The organism is Ancylobacter moscoviensis, from assembly GCF_007559435.1.
GTDB classification, from domain to species: Bacteria; Pseudomonadota; Alphaproteobacteria; order Rhizobiales; family Xanthobacteraceae; genus Ancylobacter; species Ancylobacter moscoviensis.
Window position 1 is genome coordinate 100,663 of the sequence record NZ_VMBP01000003.1, and the last position, 18,209, is coordinate 118,871.

Annotated in this window: 11 protein-coding genes; 4 read left to right on the forward strand and 7 right to left on the reverse strand. The window is 68.3% G+C overall.

From position 1 onward, the window contains the following. Positions 1 to 83: 83 nt before the first annotated feature. Complete coding sequence (locus tag FO470_RS10585; protein ID WP_144342932.1) at positions 84 to 1,241, reverse strand: anhydro-N-acetylmuramic acid kinase; 1,158 nt, start codon at positions 1,239 to 1,241, stop codon at positions 84 to 86. 99 nt (positions 1,242 to 1,340) lie between these two features. On the opposite strand from FO470_RS10585, the gene tyrS reads away from it, so the two are divergent. After that, positions 1,341 to 2,612: a tyrosine--tRNA ligase gene (tyrS, locus tag FO470_RS10590; RefSeq protein ID WP_144342933.1), complete on the forward strand. Its 1,272-nt coding sequence runs from the start codon at positions 1,341 to 1,343 to the stop codon at positions 2,610 to 2,612. A 196-nt stretch (positions 2,613 to 2,808) separates the two neighbouring features. Here tyrS and FO470_RS10595 read toward each other — a convergent pair whose 3' ends face one another. Continuing rightward, the gene (locus tag FO470_RS10595) at positions 2,809 to 6,327 is read right to left on the reverse strand and encodes a YhdP family protein (RefSeq protein ID WP_246659552.1); all 3,519 of its coding nucleotides are present in this window, start codon (positions 6,325 to 6,327) and stop codon (positions 2,809 to 2,811) included. Between the two features lie 216 nt (positions 6,328 to 6,543). Between FO470_RS10595 and bcp the strand changes: the two genes are divergently transcribed. Beyond that, entirely contained in the window at positions 6,544 to 7,011 is a 468-nt protein-coding gene (gene bcp / locus FO470_RS10600) for a thioredoxin-dependent thiol peroxidase (protein ID WP_144342935.1), read from the forward strand. A 27-nt stretch (positions 7,012 to 7,038) separates the two neighbouring features. On the opposite strand, the gene prfB is transcribed toward bcp, so the two are convergent. Together prfB and FO470_RS10610 are read right to left on the reverse strand one after the other, a co-directional pair. Further along, positions 7,039 to 8,169, reverse strand: coding sequence for a peptide chain release factor 2 (gene prfB, locus FO470_RS10605; RefSeq protein WP_144342936.1), 1,131 nt, complete (start codon positions 8,167 to 8,169; stop codon positions 7,039 to 7,041). A gap of 87 nt (positions 8,170 to 8,256) precedes the next feature. Then, the gene (locus FO470_RS10610; RefSeq protein WP_144342937.1) at positions 8,257 to 8,766 is read right to left on the reverse strand and encodes an Lrp/AsnC family transcriptional regulator; all 510 of its coding nucleotides are present in this window, start codon (positions 8,764 to 8,766) and stop codon (positions 8,257 to 8,259) included. A gap of 90 nt (positions 8,767 to 8,856) precedes the next feature. Here FO470_RS10610 and FO470_RS10615 point away from each other — a divergent pair, with 90 nt between their 5' ends. Next, the gene (locus FO470_RS10615) at positions 8,857 to 9,474 is read left to right on the forward strand and encodes a glutathione S-transferase (protein ID WP_144342938.1); all 618 of its coding nucleotides are present in this window, start codon (positions 8,857 to 8,859) and stop codon (positions 9,472 to 9,474) included. A gap of 24 nt (positions 9,475 to 9,498) precedes the next feature. Here the strand turns inward: FO470_RS10615 and FO470_RS10620 are convergent, their stop codons facing one another. Both FO470_RS10620 and FO470_RS10625 read right to left on the reverse strand, forming a co-directional pair. Next, complete coding sequence (locus FO470_RS10620; RefSeq protein ID WP_144342939.1) at positions 9,499 to 11,937, reverse strand: penicillin-binding protein 1A; 2,439 nt, start codon at positions 11,935 to 11,937, stop codon at positions 9,499 to 9,501. 92 nt (positions 11,938 to 12,029) lie between these two features. Beyond that, entirely contained in the window at positions 12,030 to 13,337 is a 1,308-nt protein-coding gene (locus FO470_RS10625; RefSeq protein WP_144342940.1) for an N-acetylmuramoyl-L-alanine amidase, read from the reverse strand. 773 nt (positions 13,338 to 14,110) lie between these two features. Here FO470_RS10625 and FO470_RS10630 point away from each other — a divergent pair. Then, positions 14,111 to 16,828 carry an Rne/Rng family ribonuclease gene (locus FO470_RS10630; protein WP_144342941.1) on the forward strand — a complete coding sequence of 906 codons (2,718 nt, stop codon included), beginning with the start codon at positions 14,111 to 14,113 and terminating at the stop codon, positions 16,826 to 16,828. Between the two features lie 79 nt (positions 16,829 to 16,907). Here FO470_RS10630 and FO470_RS10635 read toward each other — a convergent pair whose 3' ends face one another. Further along, positions 16,908 to 18,110 (reverse strand): pyridoxal phosphate-dependent aminotransferase, encoded by a 1,203-nt coding sequence (locus tag FO470_RS10635; RefSeq protein ID WP_186291924.1) that lies wholly within the window; start codon positions 18,108 to 18,110, stop codon positions 16,908 to 16,910. Positions 18,111 to 18,209: the final 99 nt, after the last annotated feature.

An 18,209-nucleotide genomic window follows, 5' to 3' on the forward strand; every position in this document is an offset into this window, starting at 1 on the left:
TCATCGCATTCTGCATCGCACTAATGCGTTTCAGGAATACTGCGACATTCCGTACTAGTATTCATTTTTTCTGAAAATCAGATTCAACTTCCCTGCGATGCGGCCGCAGGCACGACGATGCCGCCGGTCATCGGCTGCGGCACGCCTGTCGTCGTGGGGAAGCTCAGGGCGAGTCCGCGCATGGACCGGACGGCCAGAAAGGCGAAAGCCTGCGCCTCCAGCGCATCGCTCGACCAGCCGACCTCCTCCGCCCGCAGGACAGGGATGCCGAGACGCTCGTGCAGGAAGCGCAGCAGCGTCGGGTTGTGCGCCCCACCGCCGGCCGCGATCAGGGTTGCCGGGCGCTTCGGCAGATGCGGGAAAACGGCGCCGACACAGGCCGCCGTCAACGCGGTAAGCGTTGCCGCGCCGTCCTCCGTGCTCATGAGGTCGAGACCGCCATGGAGAGCGACCCATTCACGAAAATCGTTGCGGTCCAGCGACTTCGGCGGCTTGCGCGCGAAGAAGGGATGATCGAGCAACCGGGCGAGCGCGGCTTCATCCACCCGCCCCGCCGCCGCCGCCGCGCCATCGCGGTCGACCGGCACGCCGGTGCGCGCCTTCATGAAATCGTCGATCAGCGCATTGGCCGGCCCGGTGTCGCAGGCGACGGGATCGGCATCCGCGTCGATATAGGTGATGTTGGCAACGCCGCCGAGATTGAGCACCAGGAGCGGACCGGGTAGCACCAGCCCCCGCGCCAGCGCCCGGTGATAGACCGGCACCAGCGGCGCGCCCTGCCCTCCGGCGGCCACGTCCGCCGCGCGCAGGTCGTAGACGAGCGACGGGCCCGCCCCGCCGGTCAGGACCCGCACGGCCCGCGCCAGGGCCGGTCCATCGCCGATCTGCACGGTGAGGCGGATTTCCGGGCGGTGCAACACGGTCTGCCCGTGGAAGCCGATGGCGGCCACGTCCCGATGCCCGGGAAACTCGCGGAAGAACGCCGCCAGCGCCTCGGCGTGGCGCTCCGTCAGCCGCCGCTCGGCATCGGCCAGCACGCCGGGGCGGGCATCACGATCCGTCAGCCCTCGTGCCAGTTCCAGCGCCTCGACGAGGAGCACGCGGTCGTCCGACGAATAGGCATAGGTCCGGGAAGGGCCGAAAGCGGCGACGCTCTCGCCGTCGGTTTCGATCAAAGCGACGTCCACCCCGTCGAGCGAGGTGCCGCTCATCAGGCCGATCGCCTTGAGGGGATGGGGCATCTTCATTCCTCGCATGCGCCGGCTCGGGGTGCTTTCGCCGCGCGAAGCTGATACATGACCCGCCGTTCCTAACATGGCGTTGATGCCCGCAGGCCCGATATGAGCAAGTTCCGATCCGATTTCCTCCGCACGCTGGACGAGCGCGGCTTCATTCATCAGATCTCCGATGAACAGGGCCTCGACGATCTTTTCGCGAAGGAAACCGTCACGGCCTACATCGGCTTCGACCCGACCGCGCCGAGCCTGCATGCCGGCGGCCTGATCCAGATCATGATGCTGCACTGGCTGCAGGCGACCGGCCACCGGCCGGTCTCGCTGATGGGCGGCGGCACCGGCATGGTCGGCGATCCGTCCTTCAAGGACGAGGCGCGCCAGCTCATGACGGTCGACACGATCGAGGCCAACATCGCCTCGATCAAGCGGGTGTTCTCGAACTACCTGAACTATGGCGACGGCAACCACGGCGACAGCCTTCGCGGCGCGATGATGATCAACAACGCCGAATGGCTGCGCGAGCTCAACTATCTGGAGTTCCTGCGCGACGTCGGCCGGCATTTCTCGGTCAACCGCATGCTGTCCTTCGACAGCGTGAAGATGCGGCTCGAGCGCGAGCAGTCGCTGTCCTTCCTCGAATTCAACTACATGATCCTGCAGGCCTACGACTTCGTGGAGCTGAACAAGCGCTACGGCGTGCGGCTGCAAATGGGCGGCTCCGACCAGTGGGGCAACATCGTCAACGGCATCGACCTCGGCCACCGCATGGGTAGCCCGCAGCTCTACGCCCTGACCTCGCCGCTGCTCACCACCGCCTCCGGCGCCAAGATGGGCAAGACGCTGGGCGGTGCCGTGTGGCTGAACGCCGACATGCTCGGCCCCTACGAGTTCTGGCAGTACTGGCGCAACACCGAGGACGCGGACGTGCCGCGCTTCCTCAAGCTCTACACCACGTTGCCGATGGCGGAGATCGCCCGGCTCTCGTCGCTTGGCGGCGCCGAGATCAACGAGGTGAAGAAGATCCTCGCCACCGAAGTCACCGCCATGCTGCACGGCCGCGCGGCGGCCGAAGCCGCGGCGGAGACGGCGCGCAAGACCTTCGAGGAAGGCGGGCTCTCCGCGGATCTCCCGACCGTCGAAGTGCCGGCGGGCGAGCTGGAGGCCGGCATCGGCGTACTCGCCGCCTTCGCCGAGAAGACCGGGCTTGTCGCCTCGAACGGCGAGGCCCGCCGGCAGGTCAAGGGCGGCGGGCTGAAGGTCAACGACGCCACCGTCACCGACGAGAAGGCGGTGCTAACCAGCCGCGACCTCACCCCCGAGGGCGTGATCAAGCTCTCGCTCGGCAAGAAGAAGCACGTCCTGCTGCGGCCGGTGTGAGGCATTCGCGGTCGGCTTCCTGGGCGACCGTCATTGGATTCACACCGTCATGGCCGGGCTTGGCCCGGCCATCCACGTCTTTTTCCCGCAGCCCCCCGGTCCCACGTCGTGGATGCCCGAGCCAAGCCCGGGCATGACGGTGTTCTGGCTGGGATGCCGGATTAGCCGGGATTGACGACTTAGGAACGGATTTGACCTACCGCGTCGGGACCACGGCCGGCGGCGTCGGATCCGGCGCCTGGCGGAACTCGAAAATCTTGCGCAGGAAGCCCGGCGCCACGGCGGAAATGGGATTGACCCGTAGCGTCGGTCCCGCCAGCGGCCCGACGATCTCGTAGGTCACGCCGACGAGCCCTTCGTTCGGCCCGCCGCCGAGGAAGAATCCGAGCACCGGCAGCCGGCTGAACAGGTTGTTCAGCCCGTAAGCGGGCACATAGGTGCCGCGCACCGCGATGCGGTCGGAGGCGAAATCGAGCGTGCCGTCGAAGGTCGACCCGATGGTCGGCCCCCAGATCGCCCCCTCGCGAATGTTGAGCTGCTCGGCGGAGCGCTGGAAATCGACCTGCAGCTTGCGAAACGCGATGGCCGAGCCGGGCTGAGGACGGCCGTTGCGCGCGGTGGCCGGCGCGGCCGCGATGAGGCGGTCGAGACCGGGTTCGCCACGGATCACGAAGTCGCGCATGTTGACCACGCCGACCTGCGGCTTGCCGTCGCCGCTGGGGGCGTCGATATCGACCCACAGGTCTCCGCCATAGATGCGGGCGTAGAGATTGACGAAGCGCAGCAGCGCACCGGCATCGCTCGTCGCCACCTGCAGGCGCGGCCGCCCGTTGGCCTGCGCCGCCAGATTGCCGGCGACGCCGCCGTCGCGGCCGACGCGGGCGGCAAGCGAGAAGGCCCGCAGGTCGCCATTGCGGCGCGACAGGTTCAGTGAGACCTGGCGCATGGTCTCGCCATTGTTGCCCACCACCACCTCGAGCTTGACGTCGAGATCGAGGTCGGCCGGCTTCTCGTTCTCGCGACCGGCGATGGGCGCTTCCATCAGGCTCTTCAGGAAGGCGCGCGCCTCGATCACGTCGCCGCGCACGGTGATCTTCATCGCGTTGTCGACGTTCTCGACCTTCACATTGGCCTTGTCGCCGTCGGAAAGCTGGAAGGTCGGCAGGTTGGCGCTGACGAGGCTGGCATCGGCGTCCAGCTCGACGGATCCGCGAATATTGACCCCCTGGCCGGTGACGACGAGATCGTCGAGCCGGGTGCCGGACGCGGTGAGCGTCGCCTTCGCGGTGAGGCGAGCGGGCCGGCCGGCCGGCTTCGACCAGCCTGGCACGAGCTCGGCGAGGCGAGCACCGGTAAGGTCGACATCGACATCCGCCGTCTTGGTCTTGGTGCCGATGATGCCGGAAAGCTTGACGCCGACCGAACCGGATATGCCGGCGAGATCGAGGCCGAGCTTGTCGCGGGCAGCGTCATTGAGCGTCGCCGCCAGCACGAAGGTGGTGTCGCCCGAGGCCGGGCGGCTGTACTCGAAGCTCGCGGGCGCCCCGCCGAACTTGCCCTCCCCGCGCAGCACGGTGGCGGCCGGGGTGACGAAGGCCCGCACCTTCGCATCGTCGAGATTCTGGCCGAACGCCACCTTGGCGGCATCGAAATCGGTCAGGTCGGCATCGAAGGCATAGTCGACATCCGACGGGGCGATGTCGTCGGAAAGCTTGACGCTGATCTGGGCCGTGCCCGCGATGGTGCCGTTCACCGTCGACGGATCGATGGGCACCATGCCGGGACCGCGCAGCGGCGGCATGTTGGACAGCTCGATGGCAGCGGCGGCCGCGCCGTTGACCACGACCTTCACCTTGGCTTCCGGCTTCTCGGGCGCGGTGTCGGAAATATCGAAGACGCCTTCGGTCACGCTCAGCCGCCGCTTGCCGGGCGTCTCCATGTCGCCCTTGCTCACCTGGACATGGACGGTGCGGCCGGTGACGCGCACGCTCACATCCGCGCCGCCGACCGGCGGCAGGCCCGGCACCGGATGGAAGCGGCCGTTGACGCCGGTGATGTTGATGCTCAGCGCATCCTCGGCCAGCGGCTTGTCCTTCTTGCCGATCGAGTCGAGCGGTGCATTGAAGACGATCTGGGCCGCGGTCACGTCGCCGGAGATGAGGTTGTCGTAGACCCATTTGCGCGGCGCCGGCGCGGCGACCACCGGCCAGAGCCGCTTCAGCGCGGTTGCCGTCATCGGCGAGGTGGAGACCGTCATGGCGAGGGACGGCGCGGCGGCGCCGAGGTCGAGTGCGCCACTCAGCGTCACGTCTCCCTGCGGGCCCTTGAGCACGCCCTGATCGATGGAAATGCGCTGCGCGGAAGGATCGAAGGAAAGACCGAGGTCGACGTTGTCGAGGATGAGGGGCGGTTCCTTCTTGGCGAAGGTGCCGCCCCCGCCGAACACCGCCTTGGCGGAGGAGCTGTGCAGCGTCCACTTGCCGGCCGTATCCGCCGGCATCTGCACCACCCCGGCCAGATCCAGACTGAACGGCCCGGCCTGCACATCCACCGAGGTAAGGTCCACCACGCGCCGATTGGGATCGACGGAGAACGCGATGGCCGCCTCGTCGATCAGCATGCGGCCGGCATCGTCCGAGCCGAGCTGGAGTTCGCCGGCCCCCACCGCCAGACGCCCCTGCGTCGAGACCAGCAGGCCGGCCCCGTCGATGACCGCTTCGAGGTCGACCGAGAGCGGCGAGGTCGCCAGTATGTCGCCGCTCGCCTTGCCGGCGGCGATCATCAGGTCGCGCGGGGCGAGGTCACGAATCTCCAGCGCGAGATGGCGCTGCTTGTCGACGAGAGCGCCGATGGTCGCCCGCGCCGACCAGGGCCCGTCCGTGCCGCCGGCCCGCATGTCGAAGGCCACCCCGCCCTCGGCGGGACGCGACAGCGACAGGTCGATATTGTCGAAGGTCCATTGGCGGCTGCTCGCCTCCTTGCGGATGACGAGCACGCCGTCCTTGAGCCCGACCTCGCTCAGCTTGCCGCCGTCAAGGCCGCCCTTGTCGATCTGCTCCGCCAGCACCGCGAGGCCCGCGAGGCGCAGCGGCCCGAACGGCGTCGGCTGTGCGGCATCGGAAGAGGCGACCGCGGGAGGCTCGGCAGGAGGCGCGGAAGCTGAGGTCGCCACCGGCGCGGAAGCGACAGGGGGAATCTGCACCGCCGGGCCCTTCACCGGATGCCCGTCGGGCGTGGTGCGCAGCGTCGCGCCGCCTTCGGTCGAGACGGCGAGCTGCCCCTGCGAGTCGATGAACACGTTCAGCCGGACGCCGACCAGATCGATGCGCTTGGGCTGCATGAGCCAGGGCAGCCAGCTGTCCTGCAGGGCCACCTCGGCCTGCGGCGCCGTGGCGATGACATCGCCGTCGACGTCGCGCACGGTGATGTCGTTGGCGTGCAGCAGGATGCCGCCGCCGGGCGCCCGGTCGCCGACGATGGCGCCGATCTGCACCGTGCGCCCCTCACCGATCCGCGCTTCCAGCGCCCGCTCGACATAGGGGCGGGCCATGTCGACGGTGATCATGCCGGTGGAAAAGAGAAGGTAGCCGGTCGCCACGAGGGCCGCGAGGAGAATGAAGACCGAACCGCCCGACCAATAGCAGACCCGCAGCCAGCGCGGACGCCCACTGGGGACGGCGCACCGCACGGCAGCCGCCTTCGCGGCGCGGCGCATGCGCAGCTTCCCGGTGCGGCGTTTCCCGCCGGACTCCGGCCCGTGCGTCGTCGGCTCTTTCATTTACGGCTCGAATCCCCGCAAGCTTCGCCATAATGCCCGCGCGGCGGACGAGCGGCGACATCTTTCCACACGCTGGCTGACGCCTTGCTTTCACTCCCCGTGAACAGCAAGGCCCTCAGCCGATCACCTCCAATCACGCCGAAAGGAAGGCAAATGGCCAAGATCGCCATCGGAGAACCGGCACCCGACTTCACCCTGACGACCGATACCGGCGAGAGCGTGACGCTCGCGTCCTGCCGGGGACGCAAGCTGGTGCTTTACTTCTATCCGAAGGCCGGCACCCAAGGCTGCACGATCGAAGCCCACGACTTCAACCGCCTGAAAGCCGAGTTTGACGCGGCAGACACGCGTGTCGTCGGCATTTCCCCGGACCCCGACAAGGCACTCGCGAAGTTCCGCACCAAGGAGGGGCTGACCTTCGCGCTTGCCGGCGACGAGGAGCACCGGACGCTGGAGGATTACGGTGTCTGGGTCGAGAAGAGCATGTACGGGCGCAAATATATGGGCGTCGAGCGTACGACCGTGCTGGTCGACCGCGAGGGCCGAATCGCCCGCCTGTGGCCGAAGGTGAAGGTCGCCGGCCACGCCGAGGAAGTGCTCGCGGCCGCCAAGGCGCTCTGAAACCCGCCTGCCGGAGCGGAGGGGGTGTCAGTCGACATCCTCGACGCTCGCCGGGCCGCCGCCATAGGCGCGCTGGGCGAGCGCGGCTTCCATGAACGGGTCGAGGTCGCCATCCAGCACCTCCTGCGGCGTGCCGGAGGTGACGCCGGTGCGCAGGTCCTTCACCAGCTGGTAGGGCTGGAGGACATAGGAGCGGATCTGGTGGCCCCAGCCGATATCGGTCTTGGCGGCCTGATCGGCGGCAGCCTGCGCCTCGCGCTTCTTCAGCTCCATCTCGTAGAGCTTGGCGCGCAGCATGTCCCAGGCGGTGGCGCGGTTCTTGTGCTGCGAACGGTCGCCCTGGCTGACCACGGCGATGCCGGTGGGGATATGGGTGAGGCGCACCGCCGATTCGGTCTTATTCACGTGCTGGCCGCCGGCGCCGCCCGACCGCATCGTATCGACGCGCACGTCGGCTTCCTTGATGTCGACGACGATGCGGTCGTCGATCACCGGATAGACGTCGATCGAGGCGAAGGAAGTCTGGCGCCGCGCATTCGAATCGAAGGGCGAGATGCGCACCAGCCGATGCACGCCGCCCTCAGTCTTCAGCCAGCCATAGGCGTTGTGCCCCTTCACCAGGATGGTGGCGGACTTCAGCCCGGCGGTTTCACCCGCCTGCTCTTCGATCAGCTCGACCTTGAAGCCGCGCCGCTCGGCCCAGCGCGTGTACATGCGCAGCAGCATCAGCGCCCAGTCCTGGCTGTCGGTGCCGCCGGCACCGGCATGGACTTCGAGATAGCTGTCGTTGGCGTCGGCCTCGCCCGAAAGCAGCGCCTCGAGCTGGCGGCGGGCGACCTCGGCCTTGAGGCGGTCGAGCGCAGCGGCCGCCTCGTCGACGATGCCCTCGTCACCTTCCGCCTCGCCAAGCTCGATCAGTTCGACATTGTCGGCCAGCTCGCGATTGATGCGCTCGATGGCGCCGAGTCCATCCTCCAGCGTGCCGCGCTCCTGCATGAGCTTCTGCGCGCGCTCGGGGTCGTTCCACAGGTTCGGGTCCTCGGCGAGCGCGTTCAGCTCGGCGAGGCGGGCCTTGGAACGGTCGAAATCGATGTGCTGCCGCAGCAGGGTAGCGGCTTCGCGGATTTCGTCGACGCTCGCGGCGAGCTCGGCGCGCATGATGGTTACTCTCGAAAGGACGCGGAAGGCGGCGGAAAATAGAGGCCTTGGCGAGGGCTGTAAACGCCCCTGCCCGCGATGCGACGCTCATGCCCTGCCGCGCGCCGCCATCATGAGCGCACGCCCTACGGGCTTGGGCTCCTCGCTGCGCAACACCACCGATGTGGTGACCGCCCCGAACCGGCCGATCGCATCGACGATCGTCGCCAGATATTCGGGCGCCGGCACGATCGCCTTGAGAATGAAGCAGTCGTCCCCGGTCACCCGGTGCACCTCGACGATGTGCGGCAGTTCCTCGAACTGCCGCAGACACGCGCGGATATGCTCGTGCGCGGTTTTCAGGCGGATGATGGCGGTCATGTCGAGTCCAAGCGCCGGAAGGTTGATCCGCGCGCCATAGCCGGTGATGACGCCGCGCTCCTCCAGCCGCTTTACCCGCTCGGACGTGGCGGGCTGCGACAGGCCGATGCGCCGCCCGAGCTCCGACATCGGCATGCGCCCGTCGAGCTGAAGCGCTTCCACGATCTCGACATCCTTGTCGTCGAGGCCGGCATCGCGCAGATGGCGCGGCAGAGGGGCAAACGACCTTGAATCCATCGGAGAATTCCTCATTCGGCCGATGAGTTAGCATGTGCCGCCGCGCGCGTCGCTGCCATGCTCGGTACCGCGTCTGCAATGGAGACCGAGATGCGCCTTATCGGCATGCTGGATTCGCCCTATGTCCGCCGCGTGGCGATATCCCTGAACTTTCTGGGCCTGCGCTATGCGCACGAGCCCGTGTCGGTGTTCCGCCACTACGACCACTTCGCCACCATCAACCCGGTGGTGAAGGCACCGAGCCTCGTCACCGACACGGGCATCGTGCTGATGGATTCGACCCTGATCCTCGATCACGTCGAGCGTCTCGCCGATCCCAAACGCTCGCTCGTGCCGCCGGACATCGCGACGCATGCGCGCCACCAGCGTCTCGTCGGGCTCGCGCTCGCCGCCTGCGAGAAGACGGTGCAGATCGTCTACGAACACCAGCTGCGTCCGGAGGAGAAGCGCCACCAGCCATGGCTCGACCGGGTACGCGCCCAGCTTCTCGCCGCCTATGGCGAGATCGAGCGGGAGATCGGCCCCGGCGACGGATGGCTGGTCGGGGAGCGGCCGATGCAGGCCGACATCACGACGGCGGTGGCGTTGACCTTCACCCGCAACCTCGTGCCGGAGATCGTGCCGGCCGACGCCTTCCCGACGGTGGCGCGCTACGCTGCCCGCGCCGAGGCGCTGCCGGAGTTCCGCGCCTCGCCTTTCGACGGCTGAAGCCGGCGCGACGCCGGCACCGGCTCAGTAGAGGCCGCCGGTGCCGCTGGCACCGACCGCCCGGTCGGCTTCCGGATTGATCTGGGTCGGCTGGCCGGAAGAATCGGTCGCGCCGATGATCGAATAATTGTCCGGCGGTGCCGTGCCCGGCTTGAAGGCTTCGAGGATCGAGCCCTCACCGGCCCCGGCGCGCAGGCCGGATTTCGGGTTGATGCGGATGAGCTTGATTCCCGGCGGCACGCGGAAGGGCACCGCCGGCCGATCCGCCAGCGCGACTTTCATGAAGTCACGCACCACGGGGGCGGCGATAAGACCGCCGGTCGAGCCCTTGCCCATGGGCTTGGGCGAATCGAAGCCGAGATAGACGGCGACCACCATGTCCGGGGTGTAGCCGACGAACCAGGCGTCCTTCTCGTCGTTGGTCGTCCCCGTCTTGCCGGCGATCGGCTTGCCGAGCTCCTTCAGCGCCGTGCCGGTGCCGCGCTGCACCACGCCTTCCAGCATCGAGGTGATCTGGTAGGCGGTCATGGGGTCGAGCACCTGCTCGCGACGGTCGATCAGCACGGGCTCGTTCTGGCCGGTCCAGGAGACCGCGTCGCAGCCGCGGCATTCGCGCTCGTCGTGCTTGTAGATGGTCTTGCCGTAACGGTCCTGGATACGGTCGATCAAGGTCGGCTTGATGCGCTTTCCGCCATTGGCGAACATCGAGTAGCCGCCCGCCATGCGCAGTACGGTGGTCTCGCCCGCGCCGAGCGACATCGACAACACCGGCAGCAGGTTGTCGGATACGCCGAAGCGCTTGGCGTATTCGGCGATCATCGGCATGCCGAGATCATTGGCAAGGCGAACCGTCATCACGTTGCGCGACTGCTGGATGCCGAAGCGCAAGGTCTGCGGGCCGTAGAACTTGCCGGAGTAGTTCTCCGGCCGCCACGTCGCCTGCCCCTGCTGGGCGAGCTCGAACGGCGCGTCCATGATCACGCTGGAAGGCGTGTAGCCATTGTCCAGCGCGGCGGCGTAGACGAACGGCTTGAAGGACGAGCCGGGCTGGCGCTGCGCCTGGGTGGCGCGGTTGAACTGGCTCTCGTCGAAGGAGAAGCCGCCCGCCATGGCGAGCACGCGCCCGGTGGACGGGTCCATCGCGACGAGCGCGCCCTCGATGTTGGGCTGCTGGCGCAGGCGCCACTGGTCGGGCTTGCCGTCGACGGGCTCGACATACACCACGTCGCCGGGCTTCAGCACGCCGGCCACGCCGTTCTTGTTGCCGCGCAGCGCCCATTTCACGCCGTCCGGCGTGACGACGCCGACGTCGCGCTGGTTGCTGAGCACGCCGGAACGATCCCGCTGCGGCTGCAGCCCGATGCGCGCGCCCTTGGCGTCCGATTCGAGCACCACGGCGAGGCGCCAGGGAATGTCGGTGAAGGTGCGCACATCCGCGAGCCGCGCGCCCCAGTCGCCGGAGGTCTCGATGCGGGTGACCGGACCGCGCCAGCCGCGCTGCTCGTCATAGCGCGTCAGCCCGTCGAGCAGCGCCTTCTTGGCGATCTGCTGGAGCTTCGGGTTGAGCGAGGTGCGGACCGACAGGCCGCCTCCATAGAGCTTGTCCTCGCCATAGCGCTCGAAAATCTCGCGACGCACTTCCTCGGCGAAGTACTCGGCCGAGAAGATCTGCGCGCCGGTGGGGCGGACGGTCACGGCGAGGTCGGTCGCCTTGGCCTCGTCGGCCTCCTTCTGCGTGATCACGCCGTTCTCGGCCATGCGGTCGATCACCCAGTTGCGGCGGTCGACGGCCGCCTCGTGGCGGCGGAAGGGGTGGTAGTTGTTCGGACCCTTCGGCAGGGCGGCGAGATAGGCCGCCTCGGCGACGGTCAGTTCGCCGACCGACTTGTCGAAATACAGCAGCGAGGCCGCAGCGACGCCATAGGCGCCGATGCCGAGATAGATCTCGTTGAGATAGAGCTCAAGGATCTTCTCCTTCGAGTAGGCGCGCTCCATGCGCAGCGCCAGCAGGGCTTCCTTGATCTTGCGATCGATCGAGACCTCGTTGGTCAGGAGGAAGTTCTTCGCCACCTGCTGGGTGATGGTCGAGGCGCCCTGCGGGCGGCGGCCCGAGCCGTAATTCTGCAGGAAGGCATAGCCCGCGCGGCCGATGCCGGACAGGTCGATGCCGCCATGCGAATAGAAGTTCTTGTCCTCGGCGGAGAGGAAGGCGTCGATCACCCGCTTGGGAATGTTCTGGATCGGCAGATAGAGCCGGCGCTCCTTGGCGTACTCGGCCAGCAGCGAGCCATCCGTCGCGTGGATGCGCGTCATCACCGGCGGCTCGTAGTTCTGCAGCTGCGAGTAGTCCGGCAGATCCTGCGAGAATTTCCACACGAAATAGCCGGCGACGGCTCCGCCCACCACGAAGACGATCGTGCCGAGGGCGAACATGAACCCCAAAAACCGCAGAAGCAGCCGCATGCGGCCTAGACCCCGTAGCTGAAGACGCCGCCGCGCGCACGCCGCGTGTCGTTATCCTGTCGTCGCCCTGAACGGCACCGTGTGCGTGGCAACTATGGCCTAATCGCGGCTGGTTCCGGCCGGGTGGAGGCCAATGGCTCGCCGCCCGTCCCGCCGATACTCGCGGGCAGAGCGGCCGGAACAGCGTCATGGGGTTTCTGCGTCGCGAAGTAAGCGTCGATCGCCCCGACCATGGCTTCGGTCACACTAGACTGCCAATCGGCCGATGTCATGAGTTCAAGGTCCTTCGCGCTCGAAAGATAGCCGAGCTCGAACAGCACGGACGGCACGTCCGGCGCCTTCAGCACCTTGAATCCCGCCGATTTGAGCGGCGCCTTGTGCATCCGCGCCGCGTTGGCCACGTTCCCCGCCAGGGTCCGGGCGAACTGCGCGGAAAAATTACGGGTCTCGCGCTGGGCAAGGTCGAACAGGATGCCCGCCACGTCCGCCGGCTCCTCGGAAAGGTCGAGGCCGGCGATCATGTCGGCCTTGTTTTCCGAATCGGCGAGCCGCTGCGCCTCGGCGTCGGAGGCGCGGTCGGAGAGGGTGTAGATCGTCGCGCCGCGCACATCGCCGTCGCGTGAGCCGAGCGAATCGGCGTGCAACGAGATGAAGAGCCGCGCGGCGTTCTCGCGGGCGAAGCGCACGCGCTGGCCGAGCGAGACATAGGTGTCCTTGCTGCGCGTCATCAGCACGCGGTAGCGGCCGGTCTTGTCCAGCCGCTCCTGCAACTGCCTCGCAACCGACAGCACGAGCTGCTTCTCGGTGACGCCGAATCCCGAGTTCACCGCGCCGGAATCGATGCCGCCATGACCGGGATCGAGCACGATGACGGGCCGCGTGTCGCCGGCCTCGGCAACCTCCGCCTTCGGCATCTCCGGCTCCTCGGCGCGCCGGACGGGGGTGGCCACCGTCTTCAGGAAGCTCGTGCGGTCCGTCTTCACCAGATCGACGACGAGACGCGCCGGCTGGTCGTCCATCGGCTCTAGCACGAAGGCCTTGTCGATCGTCACCGGAGCGGCGACGTCCATGACGATGCGCGCCTTGCCGGGGGCGAAAAGCCCGAAACGGTAGGCGGAAACCAGTCCCCGCCCCTCCTGCCCGGCCGAGGCCGGCAGCGCGAAGACGACGTCCGGAATGTCGATGACCACGCGGTAGGGATCGGCCAAGGTGAAGGCGCCGAGCGGCACGGAACGGGAAAGATCGACCACCAGCCGCGTACGCTCGCCATCCCCGGCGAGACGGGCATCGCTGGCCACGACCGGCTCGTTGGCACGGGCCGGCGTGGACGACGACAGCCCCGCCGGCAGCAGCAGGAGCGCCGCCAACCAGAGACCGAGCATGCCCGCGCGCACTACCATCCTCGCGTACCGTCTCCCGCGCCGATTCTGCGCCTCGCCCATCCAGAGGAAAGCGACCTTCCTCTACCCGACCCTTCTAACGAAATACGAACGAAGCGTTAACCGTTCCTTGCCTGCCGATTCGTCGTGGCGGCACGGCGTGGCTGCCGGGCAACGGCGACACCGCCCGGATTTCGGTCGGACGCGATCCTTGCCAAATCGGCACGCATGCCGCTATTAAGGGCACGCATATGGTTCGCATTCCGGGTCGCCCGTTGACGTCCGGCTTTCGCGGTCCCTGCGGCGATGGGCGATCCAGCGATGGATGGGCCCGGCACACAGCGACGATTGGGCTCCCCTCAGGAGCGCGTGGCGGTGCCGAATGCGGTCAGGCTTGGCCGCGCGTTGCAGGATCGCGGCTCCGCTCCGTCTCTCCCGGGCCATCGGACGCGGTTTTCACGCGCGAGTTTCAAAATTTCGTGCGCCCGCGATTTTCGACGCCATATGTCTCGAGCCGGATCGCGCGCGGTCGCGGCTTGTCCTGTTCGGTCGAGGAATGGACGGCAGCCTACGATGATGCGTCAGCCGGCGAGTGGGGGTGACATGCGCCACGGGTTTTCCCGTCGCGCACATGCCCGCCGCCCTGTGGCCCCTGCATCGCGTCGGCGCCCCGCATGCGAGGCGCTCCGTCCCTCCCGCCGCATCCCGCTTCCGGTCACCGCTTACAGGCACGGCCTCCGCCGTCCGGCGTCCTCAGAGACGTCGACGCGGCCGCTGCCGCACATGAGAGTTCAATGGCCAACAAGATGCTCATCGACGCCACCCATCCCGAGGAGACTCGGGTCGTGGTGGTGCGCGGCAACCGAGTCGAGGAATTCGACTTCGAGGCCGCCAACCGCAAGCCGCTCCGCGGCAACATCTACCTCGCCAAGGTCACGCGGGTAGAACCCTCCCTCCAGGCCGCCTTCATCGAATATGGCGGCAACCGGCATGGCTTCCTCGCCTTCAGCGAGATCCATCCCGACTATTACCAGATCCCGGTCGCCGACCGGCAGGCGCTGCTCGCCGAGGAAGAGCGCCAGCAGCGCAAGGAAGCCGAGGCCGAGGCCGAGGAGAAGCCGAAGGGCCGCTCCCGTCGTAGCCGCGGCGCGGCCAAGGCCGCAGCCGGCGACGAGGCCGTCTCCGAGGAGGCTGCCTCCGGCGACGCTCCCGCCAGCGAGGAAGCCGCCGAGGCGGCCCCCGCCCGCCGCTCGCGCCGCCGCCCCTCCTCGGACGACGAGGCCGGCGGCGAGGTCGAGGAAATCGCCGGCGAGGAAGAGGTCGTCGACGAGGTCGGCTCCGACGACGCGCTGGAGGAAGTGCCCGAGCGCGCCGCCCCGCGCGGCCGCGCCCGCACCTACAAGATCCAGGAAGTGATCAAGCGCCGGCAGGTCATGCTGGTGCAGGTCGTGAAGGAAGAGCGCGGCAACAAGGGCGCGGCGCTCACCACCTATCTCTCGCTCGCCGGCCGCTATTCGGTGCTGATGCCAAACACCGCGCGCGGCGGCGGCATCTCCCGCAAGATCACCTCGGCCGAGGACCGCAAGCGGCTGAAGGAGGTCGCCTCCGACCTCGAGGTGCCGGAGGGCATGGGCGTCATCCTGCGCACCGCCGGCGCCAACCGCACCAAGCCGGAGATCAAGCGCGACTTCGAATACCTGCTGCGGCTGTGGGAGAATGTGCGCGAGCTGACGCTCGGCTCCACCGCGCCCTCGCTGGTCTATGAGGAAGGCTCGCTGATCAAGCGCTCGATCCGCGACCTCTACAACAAGGACATCGACGAGGTTCTGGTCGCCGGCGACGAGGGCTATCGCGAGGCCAAGGACTTCATGCGCATGCTCATGCCGAGCCATGCGAAGAACGTGAAGGTCTACAAGGATCTGCAGCCGGTCTTCACCCGATTCGGGGTGGAGAGCCAGCTCGACGCGATGTTCCTGCCGCAGGTGCAGCTCCGCTCCGGCGGCTATCTCGTCATCAACCCGACCGAGGCGCTGGTCTCCATCGACGTGAACTCCGGGCGCTCGACCCGCGAGCACAACATCGAGGACACCGCGCTGAAGACCAATCTGGAGGCCGCCGAGGAGGTGGCCCGCCAGTTGCGCCTGCGCGACCTCGCCGGCCTCGTCGTGATCGACTTCATCGACATGGACGAGAAGCGCAACAACCGGGCGGTCGAGCGCAAGCTCAAGGAATGCCTGAAGAACGACCGCGCGCGCATCCAGCTCGGCCGCATCTCGCATTTCGGCCTGATGGAGATGAGCCGCCAGCGCATCCGTACCGGCGTGCTGGAAAGCTCCACCGAGGTCTGCCCGCACTGCGGCGGCACCGGCCATGTGCGCTCCTCGCCCTCGGTCGCGCTGCAGCTGCTGCGCGCCGCCGAGGACATGCTCCAGCGCTCGAACACGCACAATCTCGTCATCCGCACGCGGACCGAGAACGCGCTCTACGTGCTCAACCACAAGCGCGCGCACCTGCATGAGCTGGAGGAGCGCTTCGGCGTTCTCATCACCATCTCCGCCGATCCGACGCTGACCGGGCTGACGCCCTTCGCCATCGACAAGGGCGAGCCCGTCGCCAATCCGATCCCCCTGCCCCGTCCGCCCGAGGTGGTGATCGAGCCGGAGGACGAGATCGCCATCGCCGAGGACGAGATCGACGAGGAAGAGGTCGAGACCAGCGAGGGCCGCAGCCAGCCGGCCTCCGCCGAGAGCGAGGGCGAGCAGGCTCAGGGCGACGGTGGACGCCGCCGGCGCCGGCGCCGGCGCCGGCGTCGCGGTGGTGGCCAGAACGAGAACGGTCATCGTTCCGCCGACGGCGAGGCTGGCAGCGATGCTGCCGGCATCGAGTTCGAGGACGATGGCGAGGATGGCGAGGCCGATGACGCCGCCGCGGAAGGTCACGAGGCCCCGGCCGAGGTGACGGCCGAAGCGGCTGCCAGCGTGACGAGCGAGGCCGTCGCCGAGGCGCCTGTCGCCGCCGAGCCGGCGGAAGCTCCCGCTGAAGCGGCCGAAGCGCCGGCCGAGGAGGCCCGTCCGCGTCGTGGCCGTCGCGGTGGTCGCCGCACCCGTGCGGAGAAGGCGGCCGACGAGGCGAACCCGGAGAGCGCCGCGGCCGAGAACGCCGAAGCGAGCCCCGAGCCGGCAAGTGCCAAGGCCGCCCGGACGATCAGCACCGTGCGTGAGCCGGCCCCCGTGGCCGTTGCGCCGGAGCCCGAACCGGCACCGGTCGAGACGCCCAAGCCGCGCCGCCGCCGCTCCACGGTGCGCGAGCCCGCTCCGGTGGTGACCGACGAGACGGTGGCCCCGGCCGCGCCGGAGGCGCCGGCCGCCACGCAGACGGTTGCGGAAGCGCCGGCGGCCCCCGCCGAGGAGCCCGAGGCCGTGACGCCCGCCGTCGAGGCTTCCGCCCCCGCCCCGGCCGATGATCGTCCGCGCCGCACCGGCTGGTGGCAGCGCAAGATCTTCGGTGAGTGAGGTTCCTCACTCCCGGCCCACGATACGGAAACGGCGCCTCGCGGCGCCGTTTTCTTTTTTGGAGCGGGCTCAGCCGGGCTCAGCCCTTGCGCAGGAAGTCGCCGATGCGGTTGACGGCCTGACGCATCTCGTCGGCCGCGCCGGCATAGGACAGGCGCAGATAGTGATGGCCGCGATGTGGGTCGAAATCGACGCCCGGCGTCGCCGCCACCAGCGCCTCGTCGAGCAGCCGCCGGGCAAAGGCCGCCGAATCGTCGGTGAAATGCGAGACATCGGCATAGAGATAGAAAGCGCCGTCGACGGGCAGGAACTCCGGCAGACCGGCCTTCGGCAGCCCTTCGGTGAGGATCAGACGGTTGACCTCATAGCCGTGCTTCACCGCCTCCATTTCCGCCGCGCCATCGAAGGCGGCCTCGGCGGCGACCTGCGAGAGCGTCGGCACGGAGATCATCAGGTTCTGCTGCAGCCGCTCCACCGCCCGCACCAGCCCCTCGGGCATCACCATCCAGCCGACCCGCCAGCCGGTCATGCAGAAATACTTCGAGAAGGAATGGATGATCGTCGCGTTCGGGCTGATCGCCGCCGCCGTCGAGGCGGGGAAGGCGTAGTCCAGCCCGTGATAGATCTCGTCGGAGATGAAGCGGATGCCAAGCCCCTCGGCGGTGCGGATGAGCTCGGCCAGCGCCTCCGGGCGCATCATCGTGCCGGTGGGATTGGCCGGGCTCGCCACCAGCACACCCTTGAGCGGCGTCTTGCGATGAGCCTCGATCAGCGCCTCGGGCGTGATCACCCAGCGCGAGGCGGCGTCGGTCTCGATCAGCACTGGCTCGCAGCCGAGCGCCGTGAGGATATGGCGATAGGGCGGATAGCCGGGATTGGCGATCGCCACCCGGTCGCCCGGCTCGAACAGAGCGAGGAAGGCGAACAGGAAGCCGGCGGAGGAACCGGTCGTCACCACCACCCGCGCCGGGTCGAGGCCGACCCCGTAGGTCTCGCCGTAGTGGCGGGCGATGCGCGCCCTCAGCGAAGGCAGGCCGAGGGCCGTGGTGTAGCCGATGCGGCCGTGGTCGAGCGCACGGCGCGCCGCCTCGCGTGCCGCGGCCGGAGCCGACGCGGCGGGCTGGCCGACTTCCATGTGGATCACATGTCCGCCGGCCGCCTCGATGCGGGCCGCGCGTTCCATCACGTCCATGACGATGAAGGGCGCGATCTCGCTGCGGCGCGAAGCGCTGGTCAGCGCGGCCGCCGCCGCCAGACGGGGTGACGTGGATGTCGGGTTCATGTTGCCAGACCTTGCCGAACCGCCGTATCTGCGCCGTATTCTCCGGCTCGTCTCGGCTGACGTTCAATAGAAGATGATGAAACCGAGGCTTGACCCTGT